14 protein-coding genes, 1 tRNA gene and 1 pseudogene are annotated in these 15,415 nt (G+C 71.0%); 7 read left to right on the forward strand and 9 right to left on the reverse strand.

Annotated elements, in window-relative coordinates:
• The 4 genes from crtI to idi form a co-directional block, all read right to left on the reverse strand.
• Positions 1 to 790: phytoene desaturase family protein (gene crtI, locus B2K11_RS19340; protein ID WP_163620727.1), on the reverse strand; the 790-nt coding region annotated here is incomplete at its 3' end.
• On the reverse strand, positions 787 to 1,668 hold the full coding sequence (locus B2K11_RS19345; RefSeq protein ID WP_163620728.1) for a squalene/phytoene synthase family protein: 882 nt from the start codon (positions 1,666 to 1,668) through the stop codon (positions 787 to 789). The genes B2K11_RS19345 and crtI, both read right to left, overlap by 4 nt.
• Entirely contained in the window at positions 1,665 to 2,720 is a 1,056-nt protein-coding gene (locus B2K11_RS19350; RefSeq protein ID WP_163620729.1) for a polyprenyl synthetase family protein, read from the reverse strand. The genes B2K11_RS19345 and B2K11_RS19350 overlap by 4 nt, the downstream gene beginning before the upstream one ends.
• Positions 2,717 to 3,268 carry an isopentenyl-diphosphate Delta-isomerase gene (gene idi, locus B2K11_RS19355; protein ID WP_163620730.1) on the reverse strand — a complete coding sequence of 184 codons (552 nt, stop codon included), beginning with the start codon at positions 3,266 to 3,268 and terminating at the stop codon, positions 2,717 to 2,719. The genes B2K11_RS19350 and idi overlap by 4 nt, the downstream gene beginning before the upstream one ends.
• A 79-nt stretch (positions 3,269 to 3,347) precedes the next feature.
• Between idi and B2K11_RS19360 the strand changes: the two genes are divergently transcribed.
• Positions 3,348 to 3,824, forward strand: a complete 477-nt coding sequence (locus tag B2K11_RS19360) for a MarR family transcriptional regulator (protein ID WP_163620731.1) — start codon at positions 3,348 to 3,350, stop codon at positions 3,822 to 3,824.
• Positions 3,825 to 3,902: 78 nt separating this feature from the next.
• Here B2K11_RS19360 and B2K11_RS19365 read toward each other — a convergent pair.
• Positions 3,903 to 3,976: transfer RNA gene (locus B2K11_RS19365), tRNA-Met, on the reverse strand.
• 93 nt (positions 3,977 to 4,069) lie between these two features.
• On the opposite strand from B2K11_RS19365, the gene B2K11_RS19370 reads away from it, so the two are divergent.
• Complete coding sequence (locus B2K11_RS19370) at positions 4,070 to 4,588, forward strand: DUF6328 family protein (protein ID WP_163620732.1); 519 nt, start codon at positions 4,070 to 4,072, stop codon at positions 4,586 to 4,588.
• The gene (locus B2K11_RS19375; RefSeq protein ID WP_163620733.1) at positions 4,585 to 5,388 is read left to right on the forward strand and encodes a carbon-nitrogen hydrolase family protein; all 804 of its coding nucleotides are present in this window, start codon (positions 4,585 to 4,587) and stop codon (positions 5,386 to 5,388) included. Before B2K11_RS19370 ends, B2K11_RS19375 begins: the two co-directional genes overlap by 4 nt.
• A gap of 26 nt (positions 5,389 to 5,414) precedes the next feature.
• Here B2K11_RS19375 and B2K11_RS19380 read toward each other — a convergent pair whose 3' ends face one another.
• Positions 5,415 to 6,614, reverse strand: a complete 1,200-nt coding sequence (locus B2K11_RS19380; RefSeq protein WP_163620734.1) for an aminotransferase class I/II-fold pyridoxal phosphate-dependent enzyme — start codon at positions 6,612 to 6,614, stop codon at positions 5,415 to 5,417.
• A gap of 115 nt (positions 6,615 to 6,729) precedes the next feature.
• Between B2K11_RS19380 and B2K11_RS19385 the strand changes: the two genes are divergently transcribed.
• From B2K11_RS19385 to B2K11_RS19395, 3 genes are all read left to right on the forward strand, one after another.
• Positions 6,730 to 8,379 carry a trypsin-like peptidase domain-containing protein gene (locus B2K11_RS19385; protein WP_163620735.1) on the forward strand — a complete coding sequence of 550 codons (1,650 nt, stop codon included), beginning with the start codon at positions 6,730 to 6,732 and terminating at the stop codon, positions 8,377 to 8,379.
• Positions 8,380 to 8,460: 81 nt separating this feature from the next.
• Positions 8,461 to 9,738, forward strand: coding sequence for a CDP-glycerol glycerophosphotransferase family protein (locus tag B2K11_RS19390; RefSeq protein WP_163620736.1), 1,278 nt, complete (start codon positions 8,461 to 8,463; stop codon positions 9,736 to 9,738).
• Positions 9,735 to 11,198: a CDP-glycerol glycerophosphotransferase family protein gene (locus B2K11_RS19395; RefSeq protein ID WP_163620737.1), complete on the forward strand. Its 1,464-nt coding sequence runs from the start codon at positions 9,735 to 9,737 to the stop codon at positions 11,196 to 11,198. The genes B2K11_RS19390 and B2K11_RS19395 overlap by 4 nt, the downstream gene beginning before the upstream one ends.
• Positions 11,199 to 11,219: 21 nt before the next feature.
• Here the strand turns inward: B2K11_RS19395 and B2K11_RS19400 are convergent, their stop codons facing one another.
• Positions 11,220 to 12,245: a glycosyltransferase gene (locus B2K11_RS19400; protein WP_163620738.1), complete on the reverse strand. Its 1,026-nt coding sequence runs from the start codon at positions 12,243 to 12,245 to the stop codon at positions 11,220 to 11,222.
• A 110-nt stretch (positions 12,246 to 12,355) separates the two neighbouring features.
• On the opposite strand from B2K11_RS19400, the gene B2K11_RS19405 reads away from it, so the two are divergent.
• Positions 12,356 to 13,633 (forward strand): CDP-glycerol glycerophosphotransferase family protein, encoded by a 1,278-nt coding sequence (locus B2K11_RS19405; protein WP_163620739.1) that lies wholly within the window; start codon positions 12,356 to 12,358, stop codon positions 13,631 to 13,633.
• A gap of 56 nt (positions 13,634 to 13,689) precedes the next feature.
• Here B2K11_RS19405 and B2K11_RS19410 read toward each other — a convergent pair whose 3' ends face one another.
• A complete protein-coding gene (locus B2K11_RS19410; RefSeq protein WP_163620740.1) occupies positions 13,690 to 15,081 on the reverse strand; it encodes a phosphotransferase in 1,392 nt (463 codons plus the stop codon).
• A 111-nt stretch (positions 15,082 to 15,192) separates the two neighbouring features.
• A pseudogene (locus B2K11_RS20535) lies at positions 15,193 to 15,415 on the reverse strand (hypothetical protein); the annotation flags it as partial.

Below are 15,415 nucleotides of genomic sequence, written 5' to 3' on the forward strand. Positions count from 1 at the left end.
CATCCGTCGTGATCGACGTGACGCGCGCTCCCGTCTCGATGACGACTCCGGATGCCTCCGCAAGACGTGCGATCGCGCCGATGAGCTCGGTGAATCCGCCACGCGGATACAGCACGCGGTCGTCGAGGTCGAGGTGGCTCATCAGGTGGTACAGGCTCGGCACGCCGTACGGCGAGCCGCCCAGGAACACCGCCGGATACTCGAGGATCTGGCGCAGCCGCGGATCCTGGAAGCGGCTCTCGACGTGGCGGGCGAGGCTGCGCGTGAGAAGCGGCGCGAGGCGCGGCATCCGTCGTAGTAGGGCGGGGTCTCGCAGCCCGGCCGTCGTCTCGTACGTGTCGTAGAGGAAGCGATTGACGGCGAGCTCGTACGCGTCGGCGGCGGAGTCGAGGTACGCGTCCAGCTTTGCGCCCGCGCCCCGCTCGACGCTCTCGAACAGGGCGGTCGCCTCGGCGCGTCCGGACCGGATGTCGAGCGGCTCGAGACCGGTGGACGGATCGGAGTACACGCGGTACGCCGGATCCAGCGGAACCAGGTCGAGCTCGCGCTCGGCGGTCGTGCCGAGGAGACGGAAGTAGTGGTCGAACACCTCGGGCATGAGATACCAGCTGGGGCCGGTGTCGAAGCGGAAGCTGTCGTGCTCCCACGATCCCGCTCGGCCGCCCAGCTCGTCGCGTGCCTCGAACAGCGTGACGTCCCAGCCCTCGGTGGCCAGCAGCGCCGCCGCGGCCAGCCCGGCGATGCCGCCGCCGATGACGACGGCGCACCGGGATCCTTCGGTCGCGGTCATGCGCGGGCCTCCCGTGGTGCGAATCCCAGCAGGGCCCGTGCCGCGAGACGCGCTTTGACGGCGTCGGGCACACGCACTCTGGCGTCTTCGTCGGCGCAGGCGCGCAGGCGGACGGCGAGCTCGGCGAACAGGTCGTGCGCCGCAGTCACGGCGCGACGGCAGTCGGCCGGAAGGGCCGGGATGGTGCGGGCGGCCGCGGCGAGGTCGGCGTCTATGCGATCGAGGATCGCCGAGCGCCCGACCTCGTTCCCCCCCAGTCCGAGGTAGTCCCGCCCGAGCACTGCATCGTCGTGATTCCGATCCCGCAGGAAGTTGACGTCCTGGAACGCCGCGCCGAGACGTCGCGCTCCGTCGGTCAGCTCGGGAGAGGGAGTGATCGGATGCGGCGCCCCGGCGTTCACGAACACCTGCAGGCACATGAGGCCGATGACCTCGGCAGAGCCGTAGACGTAGGTGTCGTGCGACGCGGCATCGTGTCGGTGCGTGTGGAGGTCGGTCCGCATCGAGGCGAAGAACGGAGCGACGAGCTCGGGACCGATCCCGCACTCGCGGGCCGTGCCGGCGAACGCGTGCACGACGAGGTTCGCGCTGAACCCGCGGTTCGTGGCATCGAGGACCTCCTGCTCGAGCTGATCCAGCACCTCGTTCATGGCCTCTGGGGTGAGCCCGGCCTCGGCAGCCGGCCCATCGACGATCTCGTCGGCGATGCGCGCGAGCGCGTAGATGTTGCGGACGTGGGGACGTGGACGCGGCCCGAGCAGGCGGCACGCCAGCCCGAACGAGGTCGAGTAGCGCGCGATCACCGTGGCGGCGGCATCCGCGGCCGCCCGGTCGTACAGCGCGAGTCCGGTCGAGGTGCGCCGGTGTGCGTCGCTCACGGAATCCTCGCTTCTATGCCGTCGGCGAGGGCGCGCAGCAGGACGCCTGCGCGATCCGGCAGGGCTGGATCGTCGGACGCCGCGCGCACGGACGCGAGAGTCTCGGTCACGAGTGCGACCATACGCTCGCGCGCACCGCTCGATTCGAGCACGGACTGCGCCTCGCGGACCGCCACAGGACCGGTGCGGGCCAGCGCCAGCGCTTCGTCGACGCGGCCGGCGGAGGCGGATTCGCGAGCGAGCGCGACCAGCGGCGTCCGCTTGTTCTCTCGGAGGTCGGGGCCGGTGTCCCTTCCCGTCTGCTGCGTCGTGCCGAACGCTCCGATGAGGTCGTCGACGAGCTGGAAGGCGAGTCCGAGGCCTCCTGCGGCCTCTCCGAGCACGCGCAGCGCTTCGGCGTCCGCACCTCCGAGAACCGCCCCTGCCTGCAGGGGAGCGCGGAACGAGTACACCGCGGTCTTGTTGAAGGCGGTATCGAGGGTCGCCCCACGCGAGGGATGCCGCATCGCGACGCTGTTCTCGACATCGGCGAGCTCGCCGGCCGCGGAGACCACGATGGCGTCGTCGAGGAGTGTGAGAAGGCGGTCGCGGGTCGCATCGTCGGTGTGTGCCATGGCCACGAGCCGGAACGCCTCGTGGAGCAGGATGTCGCCCGCGAGGATGGCGGCGGCGTCGCCCAGCAGTGCAGCGCCGTCGGCGTCGGCGCCGCCGTCCTGCGCGCGCAGCCGGAACTCGCCGCCGATGTTCGGCACGCCGCGGCGCATCGTGTCGTGGTCGATCACGTCGTCGTGCACGACGAATGCAGTGTGCAGCAGTTCGAACGCGGCCGCGACCGACAGGGCGGCAGAGGCGTTCGCATCGTCGGTGCGGAATGCGTCGAAGGATGCCGTGACCAGTGCGGGGCGCAGCCGCTTGCCGCCGTGCGCGGCCCGCGTGATCGCATCGGCCAGGGCTCCGAACGCGGGACCCAGCTCCGCGGCGCGGTCCCGGATCCGCGCCAGCGCCCCGTCGATCGCGATCTGCAGACGCGGATCGGTCGCTCCCGGGATCATGATGCGCGGCGCTGACGGGCGGGTGTGTCGAACAGGTGAAGCTGCTCGGCCTGCAGCACCAGCCACGGGCTGAACGCCCACGGCGTCGCCTCGAGCGAGGTCGCGATCGCTTCGGGCTCGACCCAGCGTGAGTCGACCACCTCGAGCGGGTTCAGCACCGGCTCGTCGTCGGTGTACGCGATGTACACGGGGCATACCTCGTGCTCGACGATGCCGTTCGCATCGGTGGCGCGGTAGCGGAACAGGGGGAGTGCGACGCGGATGTCGCTCAGCGTGAGGCCCAGCTCGAAGTCGGCGTGCCGGCGCACGGCGGAGAGCACCGGTTCCGCGGGGCGCGGGTGGCCGCAGAAGGAGTTGGTCCAGACGCCCGGCCAGGTGCGCTTGCTCAGCGCCCTGCGGGTGAGGAGCACCTGTCCTTCGCTGTTGAGGACGTGGCAGGAGAACGCCAGATGCAGGGCGGTGTCAGGACCGTGCACGCTGGACTTCGGCGCCGTGCCGATGGGGTTGCCGTCGTCGTCCAGCAGCACCACGTGGTCGGTGTCGGGCATCCGATCACTCCTCTCGTAATTGCTAGCCAAACTAGCAATTCCTCCTATGCGATGCTACAACGGGTCGGAGGGAACGTCCATGAAGTCCGAGCGCTGGCAACCGCAGACGAATCATGAGCACGCGGTGATGCGTGTGCTCACGTCGATCCGCGCCGTCAGCGACGCCATGGAGCGCATGCACAGTGGCATGAAGGACGACATGGACATGAACGCCACCGATGTGGCGGCGTTGCGGCTGCTGGTCATCCGGGAGCGGCAGGAGCAGTCGGTGAGCCCGCGCGACATCGCACGGCACCTGCGGATCTCCACCGCGTCGACCACGAAGCTCCTGGATCGGCTGGTCGATTCCGGACACGTCGAGCGCCGTCCGCACCCGACCGATCGCCGCGGTCGCGTCGTCGTGCTGACGGAGGCGGCCCGGCAGGCGTTCTTCCGCGTCTTCGGCGAGCGCCTGCGAGCCATGCGCACGATCGCCATGCGCTACGACGAATCCGAACTCCTGGTCATCGAGCGTTTCCTCGACGACCTCAGCGGTGCGATGGACCCGCCGGACTGACACCCGGTCGCTGGCGCGGGACCCCGGATAACGAAGAAGAGGGCATCCCTGGCGGGACGCCCTCTTCTTCATCTTCTGTTGCGGGGACAGGATTTGAACCTGCGACCTCTGGGTTATGAGCCCAGCGAGCTACCGAGCTGCTCCACCCCGCGGCACAAGGAATAGCCTAACACGGCTTTGGAGTGCTCATGAACACGGGGTGGACGGGTTGCCGTGCTCACGTCTCGCGCGACAGGATTGGGCGCATGTCCGGCGACCGCGATGCCCTCCCTCAGGATGCCCGCGCCGATGGCCGTGACGAGACGCCCGACGAGCGGGCCGACCGCAACTGGAGCGAGGTGCTGCAGGAACTGCGCGTGCTCCAGACGGGCACCCAGATCCTCACGGGCTTCCTGCTCGCCCTCGCCTTCCAGCCGGCGTTCGCCGACCTCTCCGACACCCAGCGCGCGGTCTACCTCGGGCTCGTTGTCCTCTCGGCGATCAGCTCGATCGTGGCTCTCGCGCCGGTGGCGCTGCATCGCGTGCTCTTCCAACAGCGCGCGAAGCCGGCTGTCGTCCGCTACGGCCACGCCGCGCTGATCACCGCGCTGCTGACGGTGTCGGTGCTCGTCGTCGGCGTTGTGGCGTTCGTGTTCGACGTCGTCTTGGGTGGCGCGGCCGCCTGGTGGGCGCTGATCCCGCTGGCGCTGCTGATCCTCGTGCTCTGGCTGGTGGTGCCCGCCATCATGCGCCTCCGCATCCGGGCGAACGGAGATCCACGATGACCGACACCCTGCCGATCGCGGTCGCGCAGTTCGCCCCGACGGCCGACGCCGCGGCGAATCTCGAGGCCGTCGCTCAGCTCGTGGCGACGGCATCCGCTCGCGGTGCCCGCGTGATCGTCTTCCCGGAGTATTCCAGCTACTTCGTCGACCCGTTCGACGAGTCGCTCGCAGCCCACGCGCAGCCGCTGGACGGCCCGTTCGTGCAGGCCCTCACCGAGATGGCCCACGCGCACGAAGCGGTGATCGTCGCTGGTCTGCTGGAGCGGGGGAGCGACGAGCAACGCGTCCGCAACACCGCGGTGGCGGTCGACGGGACCGGACTGATCGCGCACTACCGCAAGCTGCACCTGTACGACGCGTTCGGGCAGCGCGAGTCGGACTGGGTCGAGCCGGGGGAGTCCGCCCCACCGCAGACCTTCGAGCTCGCCGGACTCCGGTTCGGGCTCATGACCTGTTACGACCTGCGGTTTCCCGAGGTCGGGCGGCTCCTCGTCGACGCGGGCGCCGACGTGTTCCTCGTGCCGGCCGAGTGGGTGCGCGGGCCGCTCAAGGAGCATCACTGGCGCACGCTGCTGCACGCGCGGGCGATCGAGAACACGGTGTTCGTCGCCGCCGCGGATCATCCGCCGCCCTTGGGCGTGGGCAACTCCCTCATCGTCGATCCGCTCGGGGTCGAGCTCGCCGCGGTCGGCACCGCGACCGATGTGGCGGTGGCGCACCTCGACGTCGGGGCGATCGAGCGGGTGCGGCGGGTCAACCCCTCGTTGGCCCTCCGCCGCTTCGGCATCCGGCCGCGCTGAGCGCGGAGTCCGACGAACCCCGGAGTTCAGACGAGCCGGGCGAGACGGGATGCCGCCTCCTCCAGCACGTCGACGCGCTTGCACGCCGCGAACCGCACCAGCGTCGCGTACTCGGCGCGCCGCGCCGGAGTGGCGAAGGCGGTCAGCGGAATGGCGACGACCCCGCCGCGCGCGGGGAGCGCGCGGCAGAAGGCCCCGGCATCCGTTGCTCCCAGCGGGCCGGCGTCGGCCACCGTGAAATAGGAACCGGCCGGTTCCGACACGTCGAAGCCCGCCGCGCGAAGACCCGCGCCGAGGAGGTCGCGCTTGGTTCGCAGGGTCTCGGCGATGCCGCGGAAGAAGTCATCGCCGAGGCGGAGTCCGGTCGCGATCGCGGGCTGGAACGGGCTGCCGTTCACGTAGGTGAGGAACTGCTTGACGGCGAGCACCGCGTCCACGAGCGGCGCGGGGCCTGAGATCCAGCCGATCTTCCAGCCGGTGGTCGAGAAGGTCTTGCCGCCGGACGAGATCGTCAGCGTGCGCTCCCACGCTCCCGGCAGCGTCGCGAGGGGCACATGGGGCTCATCGAAGACGAGATGCTCGTACACCTCGTCCGTGACGATGACGGCGTCATGGCGCTCGGCGAGACGCACGATCTCGTCGCGCACGTCGGCGCCGAACACGGCACCGGTGGGATTGTGCGGGTCGTTCACCAGGATGATGCGGGTGCGATCGCCGACAGCGGCGCGCAGCTCATCGAGGTCGGGCTGGAAGTCCGGCCACCGCAGCGGCACCGTCACCAGCCGTGCACCCGCCAGCGCCGCGATCGCGGCGTACGAGTCGTAGTACGGCTCGAAGACGACGACCTCGTCGTCGGGGTCGTCGAGCAGTGCCAGCAGTGCCGCGGCGAGCGCCTCGGTGGCACCGGCGGTCACCAGCACATTCCGGGTGGGATCCAGCCGGAGGCCGTAGAACCGCTCCTGGTGCTCCGCGATGGCGGAGAGCAGATCCGGGATGCCGCGGCCCGGCGGGTATTGGTTGACACCGTTCGCGATGGCCTCGCGTGCCACCTCGAGCACTGATGAAGGTCCATCCTCGTCGGGGAAGCCCTGCCCGAGATTGATCGCACCGGTTTGCGCCGCTAGCGCCGACATCTCCGCGAAGATGGTGGGGTGGATCGACCCGTCGTCGCCGACGAGTCCAGCACCTGCGGCTGTGCGGTGCCAGGCTCCGGAGATCTGTCGCATCGCTTCACCGTACCGGGCGGGCTCATCCCTCTTGCATAGGCGAGTCCCATTCGCGACATAAGAAACGCACAGCATCGGTGGGCACAGTGGTGAGTGCTTGGCAGAAGGAGCAATCATGAGCGACATCCAGGGCGATCGCCCGGAAGACCAGACCCCCGCCGTCCCGACTCAGCCGGCCGCGGAGGCCGCCGCGCAGACGCCCGCCGAGCCGGAGGCGGCCGCGCCGTCCGCCGCGCCCGCGCCGTCCGCCGCTCCCGCTGCTCCGCCGGTGCCGCCCACGCCGGCTGCCGACGCCGCGACCGCCGCGCCGACCCAGCCGGCCGCGCCGACCCCTCCCACGCCGCCCGCCGGGTACCCGGCCGGTGCTCAGGCATACGCGCGCCCCCAGGGCTACGCGGGCCAGCCTGCCGCGTACCCCCATTCGTACGCCGGACAGCAGCAGCCCGCCGCTCCCGCACCGGGTGCGTCCTTCGGCGTGAACCCGGCGGACACGCAGCCCACGCTTCCGATCGGCGGCGCCACGGGCGCGATGCCGACCTCGACCGCGGCGCGCACCACGAAGGACAAGAAGCCGTCGGCCGCCGGCAAGATCGTAGGTCTGATGGTTGCAGCCGCGATCGTCGGCGGTGCGGCAGGCCTCGGCGGCGCGTACGCGGGTGTCTCGTGGTTCGCGCCGGTGAGCGCCTCTCCGGTCGCCGGACCGGCGACGGTCACCGTCAACGACACCGACGAGGTCAACGAGACCACCGGGATCGCCGCCAAGGTGCTGCCGAGCGTCGTGACCATCGCCGCGACGAGTTCGTCGGGAGCGGGAACCGGCTCGGGCGTCGTCCTCACCGAGGACGGCTACGTCGTCACCAACACGCACGTCGTGACCCTCGACGGTGCCACGGGCGACGCGACGGTCCGCGTCACCACCTCCGACGGCCGCGTGTACGACGCCGAGGTCGTCGGCACCGACCCGACGTACGACCTGGCGGTCATCAAGCTGCAGGATGCCGAGGGCCTGACCCCGATCGAGTTCGCCGACTCGAGCAAACTCAACGTCGGCGACACGACCGTGGCGGTCGGCGCACCCCTGGGGCTGGCGAACTCGGTGACCGAGGGCATCGTCAGCGCCCTCAACCGCTCCATCCAGATCGCATCGTCGGCTGCGCCCGACAGTGGCGACGAGAACGAGCAGCAGCCGGAGGAGAACGGACAGGAAGGCCCGTTCCGCTTCGACTTCGGTCAGGGCGACCAGCAGTCCTCCGCAACCGAGACCATCTCGATCGCGGTCATCCAGACCGACGCGGCGATCAACCCCGGCAACTCCGGCGGCGCGCTCGTCGACTCCGACGGCAAGCTCATCGGCATCAACGTCGCGATCGCGAGCGCGGGTGGCTCGTCCGCCGACGGCTCGGGCTCGATCGGCGTCGGCTTCTCGATCCCCTCCGACATCGTCGAGCGCATCACCGATGAGCTCATCGAGAACGGCGAGGCGACCCACGGCCTGCTCGGCGCCACGGTGCAGCCCGCAGCATCCGTCGAGGGCTCGACGACCACCGGCGCCTACATCAAGTCGCTCACCGACGGCGGCGCGGCGGCCAACGCCGGCCTCCAGGCGGGCGATGTCGTCGTCGCCTTCAACGGCGTCCCCGTGACCGACTCGACCGATCTCACGGCGCAGGTGCGCGGTGCGGCGGCCGGCAGCCAGGCGGAGGTCACCTACGTCCGCGACGGCAAGACGCAGACGGCGGAAGTGACGCTGGGCTCGCTCCAGTAGCCGCACGACCGGTTGCACACCACAGGACGCCATCTCGCGAGTCAGCGGTGCCCCATGCGGGCCCGCAGGTAGGCTCGCGGGATGGCGTCTTTCTCTTTCGGCGCGGGCAACGCGCGAAAGCTCGCGACGGTGCCGCTGTATGCCGCAGGACGCATCTTCACGATCCTCGTGCCGCGCACGCGGGACGAATGGGTCTTCGGCTGTGCGGTCGGCATCGGAGACGGCGCCCTCGCCCTCTGGGACGTCGCGGCCGCGCACGGTCGCACTGCGGTCTGGCTCGTCGGCTCGAAGCAGGAGGCGACGGATGCCGCGGCCCGCGGCATCCGTGCTCTTCCGAAGCGTTCGCTGCGGGGCCTCTGGCGCACCGCCCGCGCCCGGGTGATCGTGGTCACGCACGGCTTCGGCGACGTGAACCGGTACGCCGTGTCGGGGGCGTTCGTGGTGCAGCTGTGGCACGGGATCCCCCTCAAGCGCATCGGCGTCGATTCTCCCGAGACGCTGCGGGTACCCGGCCTGATCGAACGCACGCCGGCTGCCGGCGCGGTCGGACGTCTGCTGCGCGCGATGTACCGCGGCGCGGCGCGGCGCATCCGGGTGGTGCCGGCCGCGTCGCACACCGTGCGAGGTCGCCTGGAGTCCGCCTTCGCGCTGCCGGATGCCCGGGTGCCGGTGACCGGCGAACCACGCGTCGACGTGCTCTCTCGCGGCACGGCCGCCGACCGCCGGACCGAGGCTCGGTCGGTCATCGGCCGCGCCGTTCCGCGGGCGACGCCTGAGGCGCGATTCGTGCTGTACGCGCCGACGTGGCGCGACGGCGCGCCCGACCCCGCCGTGCCGACCGGCGACGAGTGGACGCGGATCGTCGAGGTGCTGAACCGCCACGACGCGACGCTGCTGGTGCGCTCGCATCCGCTCGGTGCCGGCGACTACCGGCCCCCGTTCCCGACCGATCGCGTGCAGCCGCTCGGCAGCGAGCGGGTGAGCGACGTCACGCCGCTGCTGCCGGGTCTCGACGCGCTGGTGACGGATTACTCGTCGCTCGCATTCGACGCGTCGCTGGTGCCGCTTCCCACGATCTTCCTCGCACCCGACGTCGAGGAGTACGCGCGGAGCCGCGGGTTCTACGGCCGCTATTCCGACGTCGCGGGCGACGATTGGGCGGTCGACTGGGCCCAGACGACCACGCAGCTCGACGCTGTCCTGGGGGACTCCGCCGAGCGGGCGCATCGGATCGATCGCGCCGCCGCGCTGAGCGCGCGCGTGCATGCGTTCCACGACGGACGCAATGCCGAGAGGGTGTACCGTGCGATTCTGGCCGGAACGGCCGACGATGTGCGTGCCGAGGAAGGAACCGGATGACCGAGGCGAGCTTCACGACGGACGGCGTTCCTGCGCTCGTGCTCGCGGGCGAGGGGGAGCGGCCCGACACCGTCGAGATCGTGGGCTCCCGGGCCCGCGTCGCCGCCCGTGTGACGGGCCGTGGCAAGACCTGGAAGGCGACGCTGCCGTTGCGCGCGGCGCGCTGGGGCGGTCCCGAACTGCCGCTGCCGTCGGGGACGTACGAGGTGCAGATCGCCGGTGCTGCGACCGGCGGCATCCACCCGCCCGAGGCGCTGCCCGTCACTCAGCTCGGCACGCTGCGGGCGACGCTCGACGGCTGGACGCTACGCGTCGGTCCGCCCATGGACCCCGCGTACGACTCCGGCGAGGGACAGGACGCCCTCGAACGCCGGTATGCCACACGCCCGGCATCAGGGTTCGAGAACGCGGTGTTCTTCGAGAGCTTCTACGGGCGCAATGCCAGCTGCAACCCGCTCGCGATCGATCGCGAGCTCGCTCGGCGTGCGCCCGAGGTCACGCGGTACTGGAGTGTGGTGGACCTGTCGGTGTCGGTGCCGGACGGCGCGATCCCGGTCGTCGAGGGCAGCCCCGAGTGGTGGCGCGCGCGGGGAGCTGCCCGGCTGCTCGTGGTGAACGACTGGCTGCGCCGGCGCTTCGCACGCCGCAAGGGTCAGGTGGTGCTGCAGACCTGGCACGGCACACCGCTCAAGCGCCTCGCGCTGCATCGCCCCGGCTTCGACCCCCGGCGCATGGCCGCCGTGGTGCGGGAGTCGCGCCGTTGGAACATCCTGCTCGCGCAGAACCCGTATGCCGCCCGCATCCTCGGCAAGGCGTACGCGTTCCTCAGCCGCCCGGTCTGGGTCGAGGGCTATCCGCGCAACGACGTGCTCACCACCGGCGACGGTGCGGCGACGCGCCGGGCACTCGGCATCCGTCCCGGTGAGCGGGTGATTCTGTACGCGCCGACGTGGCGCGACGACCGCGACCAGATCGTGGATTTCGTCGACCCGGTGACGCTCGCCGCCGCGGCCGATGCCGTCGTGCTGGTGCGCGGGCACTCGCGCACGCTGCTGCCCGGGCGGGATGCCGAGGGGCCCCGTGTGATCGACGTGACGGGCTTCCCCGACACCGCGCTGCTGCTGCTCGTCGCCGATGCCCTCGTCACCGACTACTCGTCGGTGATGTTCGACTTCTCGGTGACCGGCAAGCCGATGTACTTCCTCGTTCCCGACATCGAGCACTACCGCGGCGAGCTGCGCGGGTTCTACTTCGACCTCGCCGCCCACGCCCCGGGACCGATGGTGCGAACACAGGACGAACTGGTCGCGGCGCTCGCCGCCGGCGGGGATGCCGGCGGGGATGCCGCCTACGCCGATCGCTACCGGCGCTGGCGCGACAAGTTCAACGCGCGCGACGACGGGCACGCCGCCGAGAGGGTCGTGACGCGGATTCTCGATCAGGGCTTCATCGACGTCTGACGCATGTCGGTCCGACCGACCTCACGGCAGCGGCGTGTTGCGGCTGCCCAGTCGGGAGGTGTCGACCGTATCGTGGGCGCCGCCGACGACGCCGAGGACGAACCCCCAGCCCCACGCCAGGTGCATGCTGGGCAGCACCGCGGTGGTCCACAGCTTGTCGCGCCAGCCGTGCCCGCCGCCGGGCCCGACGGCGACGCCGACGATGAGGATGGCGTAGGCGATCACCGGCAGATAGACGACGGATGCCGCGACCGCCCACCATCCCTCCAGCACGCCCGTCAGCTGCAGCACGCCGACGACGAGCGCGAGCAGGATCGTCAGGACGAGCGCCGGGGGTGCGAAGAAGCGCAGCGAGTTGCCCCGCCCGAACCGGCGGACGAGCTCCCCGCGCCAGCGCCCGGTGGCCGAGAACTGGCGCACCAGGCGCGTCCAGCTCTCGCGCGGCCAGTACGTGACCGCGAGCGTCGGATCGAACCACACGCGGAAGCCGGCGCGGCGGATGCGGAGATTGAGCTCCCAGTCCTCGCCGCGGCGGATGGTCTCGTCGAAAAGGCCCACCTCGTCGAGCACCGCGCGCCGCATCACACCCAGGTACGCCGATTCGGCCTCACCCTCCTGCGTGCCGCCGTGATAGGCGCCGCCGCCGAGGCCGATGGGCGAGTTGTAGGCGCGCGCCACGGCACGCTGGAAGGGTGTGCGTCCGTCCGCGCGCATCACTCCGCCCACGTTCGCCGCGCGCACCCTCTCAAGGGTCGCGAGAGCGCTGCGAGCGTAGCTGGGATCGAGTTCGGAGTGCGCGTCGACACGGACGACCGTCGGGTACCGGCCGGCGCCGATCGCGAGATTGAGGCCGATCGGGATGTCGGCGGCGGGGTTGTCGATCAGCACGATGCGGTCGTCGCGGTGGGCGAGCTCGCGGGCGAGCTCGGTCGTGCCGTCGGTGGACGGGCCGAGCGCCAGGATCAGTTCGGTCGGGCCCGCGACATCCTGCGCAAGCACGGTCTCGACCGCGTGTCGGAGGTAGTCGCGCTCGTTGAGCACGGGCATCACGAAACTCACGCCGGCGTCGGGGGGAGGGACCGGAGCGTCCCTGCGCCCGTGTTGCTCGACATGCACGCGTCGATCATGTCACGGGTGCCGCTGGGTAGGCTGGAGGCGTGGGTCTGGTCTCAGATGGAAAGAAGGCGGTCGCCCTCGTCCGCAAGGCGGTGCGCAACCGCTCGGCCGTCATCGACGTGCGGCGGGCGCTCGCGGCCCGGCCGCAGCATCCGCCGTTCCACTACCGCGTAGCCGTCTACTTCGCCGACGGCGCGGTCAACATGTACCAGATGCGGCAGTGGTACAAGCCTCTCGCCGCTCTCGCGAAGACGTGGCCCGTCGTCGTGCTCAGCCGGGCGGCGACCGGTGCCGAGGCGCTGCTGGACGACGCTGCGCTGCCCGTCGCCTTCGTGCCGACGGTGCGCGACCTGGAGCGCTTCATCGCCAAGCAGGACATCCGTGTCGTGCTGTACGTGAACCAGAACACGCGCAACTTCCAGATGTTCCGGTACGGGCGCCGGTGGCACGTGTTCATCAACCACGGCGAGTCCGACAAGATGTACATGACCACCAACCAGTACAAGGCGTACGACTACGCGATGATCGCGGGCGACGCCGCGCGCGAGCGGCTCTCGCGGGTGCTGTGGGATTACGACATCGATCGGCGCACGATCGAGATCGGCCGTCCCCAGGCCGACCACTACTCCGGCACGCTGCCGTACACGCCGGACGAGCGCATCGTCGTGCTGTACGCGCCCACCTGGGAGGGCGACCGGCCCTCAGCGCACTACGGGTCCATCGCCACGCACGGCGAAGCGCTGGTCCGTGCGCTGCTCGCCACCGGGCGGCACCGCGTGATCTATCGTCCGCACCCGCGATCCGGGGTGGTGGACCACGAATACGGCGCCGCCAACAGGCGCATCATCGCGGCACTCGCCGCGGCGAATGCCGCGGACCCGGGCGCTCACCACTTCTTCGACGATGGACCGGAACTCGGCTGGCAGCTGTCGGCCGCCGACGTGGCGATCGTCGACATCTCCGCCATGGTCTACGACCGGCTGGCGGCCGACAAGCCGCTCCTCATCACCCGTCCTGCGGATCCGGCGGCGGCGATCGACATGCACGGCTACCTTTCCGCGTGCGAGTGGCTTGATGCCGCCGCCGCGCCCGACATCGTCGCCCAGACGGAGCGGGTGCTCGGCGATCCGGAGGCGGTCGCGCGTCTCGAGGAGTGGGTCACGCGCTACTTCGGCGACACGACGCCCGGTGCGGCATCGGCGCGGTTCCATGCGGCGGTGCAGGGGCTCATGGACGACTGGGAGACCTGGTACGCGCGCTCGGCGGTCGAGGACGACGACGAGACCGACGACGAGGCTGAGCTCGACGACGAGGTGTGAGCGACGGGGCGGCCGCAGATGTGTGATCCTCGGCATGCGCTCCTGATGCGACGCGCTCAGGTGACGGGTGCCGGGCGTTCGACCAGCCGCGCGATCGCTCGCAGCGGGATGGCGACCCAGGTCGGGCGGTTGCGGGCTTCGTAGATCGCCTCGTAGACGGCCTTGTCGAGCTCGAGTGCCGCCAGCAGCGGATGCCGGGGGTCCAGGCCGCTGCCGGAGGTCTCTGCGTATCCCTCGACGAAAGCTGCACGCGCGTCGAGCGCCCAAGCCCGTACCGCATCGGCCGAGCGGTCCGGGTCGTCCAGCCGCAGCGACCCCGCCACGTAGTCGAACGAGCGGAGCATGCCCGCCACGTCGCGCAAGGCGAAGTCCGGCTGCCTGCGCTCGGCCATCGGGCGGAGCGGTTCGCCTTCGAAGTCGACGAGGAGCCAGCCGCGCTCGGGGGAGTGGAGCACCTGCCCGAGGTGATAGTCGCCGTGGATCCGCTGCAGCGGCGGCCAGGGCACCTCGAGTGCGCGGCGATACACGGCGACTGCGGCATCCCGCTGTCCCGCGACCTCCGGCACCTCGGCGATCGCGATCGCGAACCGTCGTTCCCAGGTGGCAGCCGCAGCGTCGCGGTCGGCCGCAGTCGGGTTGCGGGTGGGGAAGCAGCGGGTCAGGGCGACATGCACGTGAGCGGTCGCGGCGCCGAGCGCGCCCGCCTGGACACGGAAATCCTCGCCCCGCGCGGCGGCCAGGAGGGCGACGCGCCACGCGTCCTCGACGCCCGGCAGGTACTCCTGGGCGAACGCGAGCGACCCGCGGACGCTGCCGTGCGCGGTGGCCAGGTCGGGCCAGGTCCCCTCGATCGAGCCGATCGGCCGCGGCACGTGCGTCGATCCGGCTCGTGCCAGTGCTTCCTGCAGCTCGATGTCGGGATTGAGGCCCGCGTGGAGCTGGCGATAGACCTTGCAGATCACCGGAGTGCCGACGCCCTCGTAGATGAGAGAGGTATTCGACTGCTCTCCGCTGACCACCCGCGCTGTGGCGAGGGCCGGGACGCTGTCGGCTGCCACCGCGCGTGCGATCGCGGTCGTCTGCGGGCCGCGGGCTGTGCCGCCGCGGGCGATGAGACGCAGCAGCGCCTGCGCGTACGCCGGGTCGTGGGGTCCGTCGATGAACGTCGTGCCCGGGGTCGGGCTGCCGATCGTGTGGAGGGGATCGGCTCTCACCGTCTCCGTCGCCCGCTCGACGACGGGGATCTGGTAGAGCACGGCAGGAAGCGCGCCTTCGTCGGCGACCAGGAACGTCCGGACGCGCACGCCGCCGTCGGACTCACCGAGGTCATCGGAGTCGACCGCCATGTCCCACCACGACACCAGGCGGAGGCTGGGTGGGCGGCCCTTCGCGGCGTACCACCGCTGCCTCGGCATCCACGCCGCCAGGCACGCCAACGTGCTGTCCATACCTGTGAGCGTATGCCCGCGACGGTGGACATGTCGAGGTCGGGTGTAAGCGCTTGCAGTCCGCGGACATCTGCAGCGGTCGGTCCGCGGCGGTCCGCGGCGATCGCTGGGCTAGAAGGGTGGTGCGCTTGGCGAACCGGGTGGGTTGTGGTCGGTGGACAGCCAGGGTTCGCGCATGATCTGTCGTCGGCGTTGCGCCTGGTCGTCGGGGACGAAGCGGATGGCGGGTTCGGGTCGGTCGGTGTGTGGGCGGCCGGTGGGGCTGGTCCAGACGAGCACGCCGGGGGTGGTCTGTTCGACGGTCCAGGGTGTGATGTGTTTCAGGACGTGGTGG

This window comes from Microbacterium sp. B35-30, from assembly GCF_010634855.1.
In the GTDB taxonomy this organism is placed as follows: domain Bacteria; phylum Actinomycetota; class Actinomycetes; order Actinomycetales; family Microbacteriaceae; genus Microbacterium.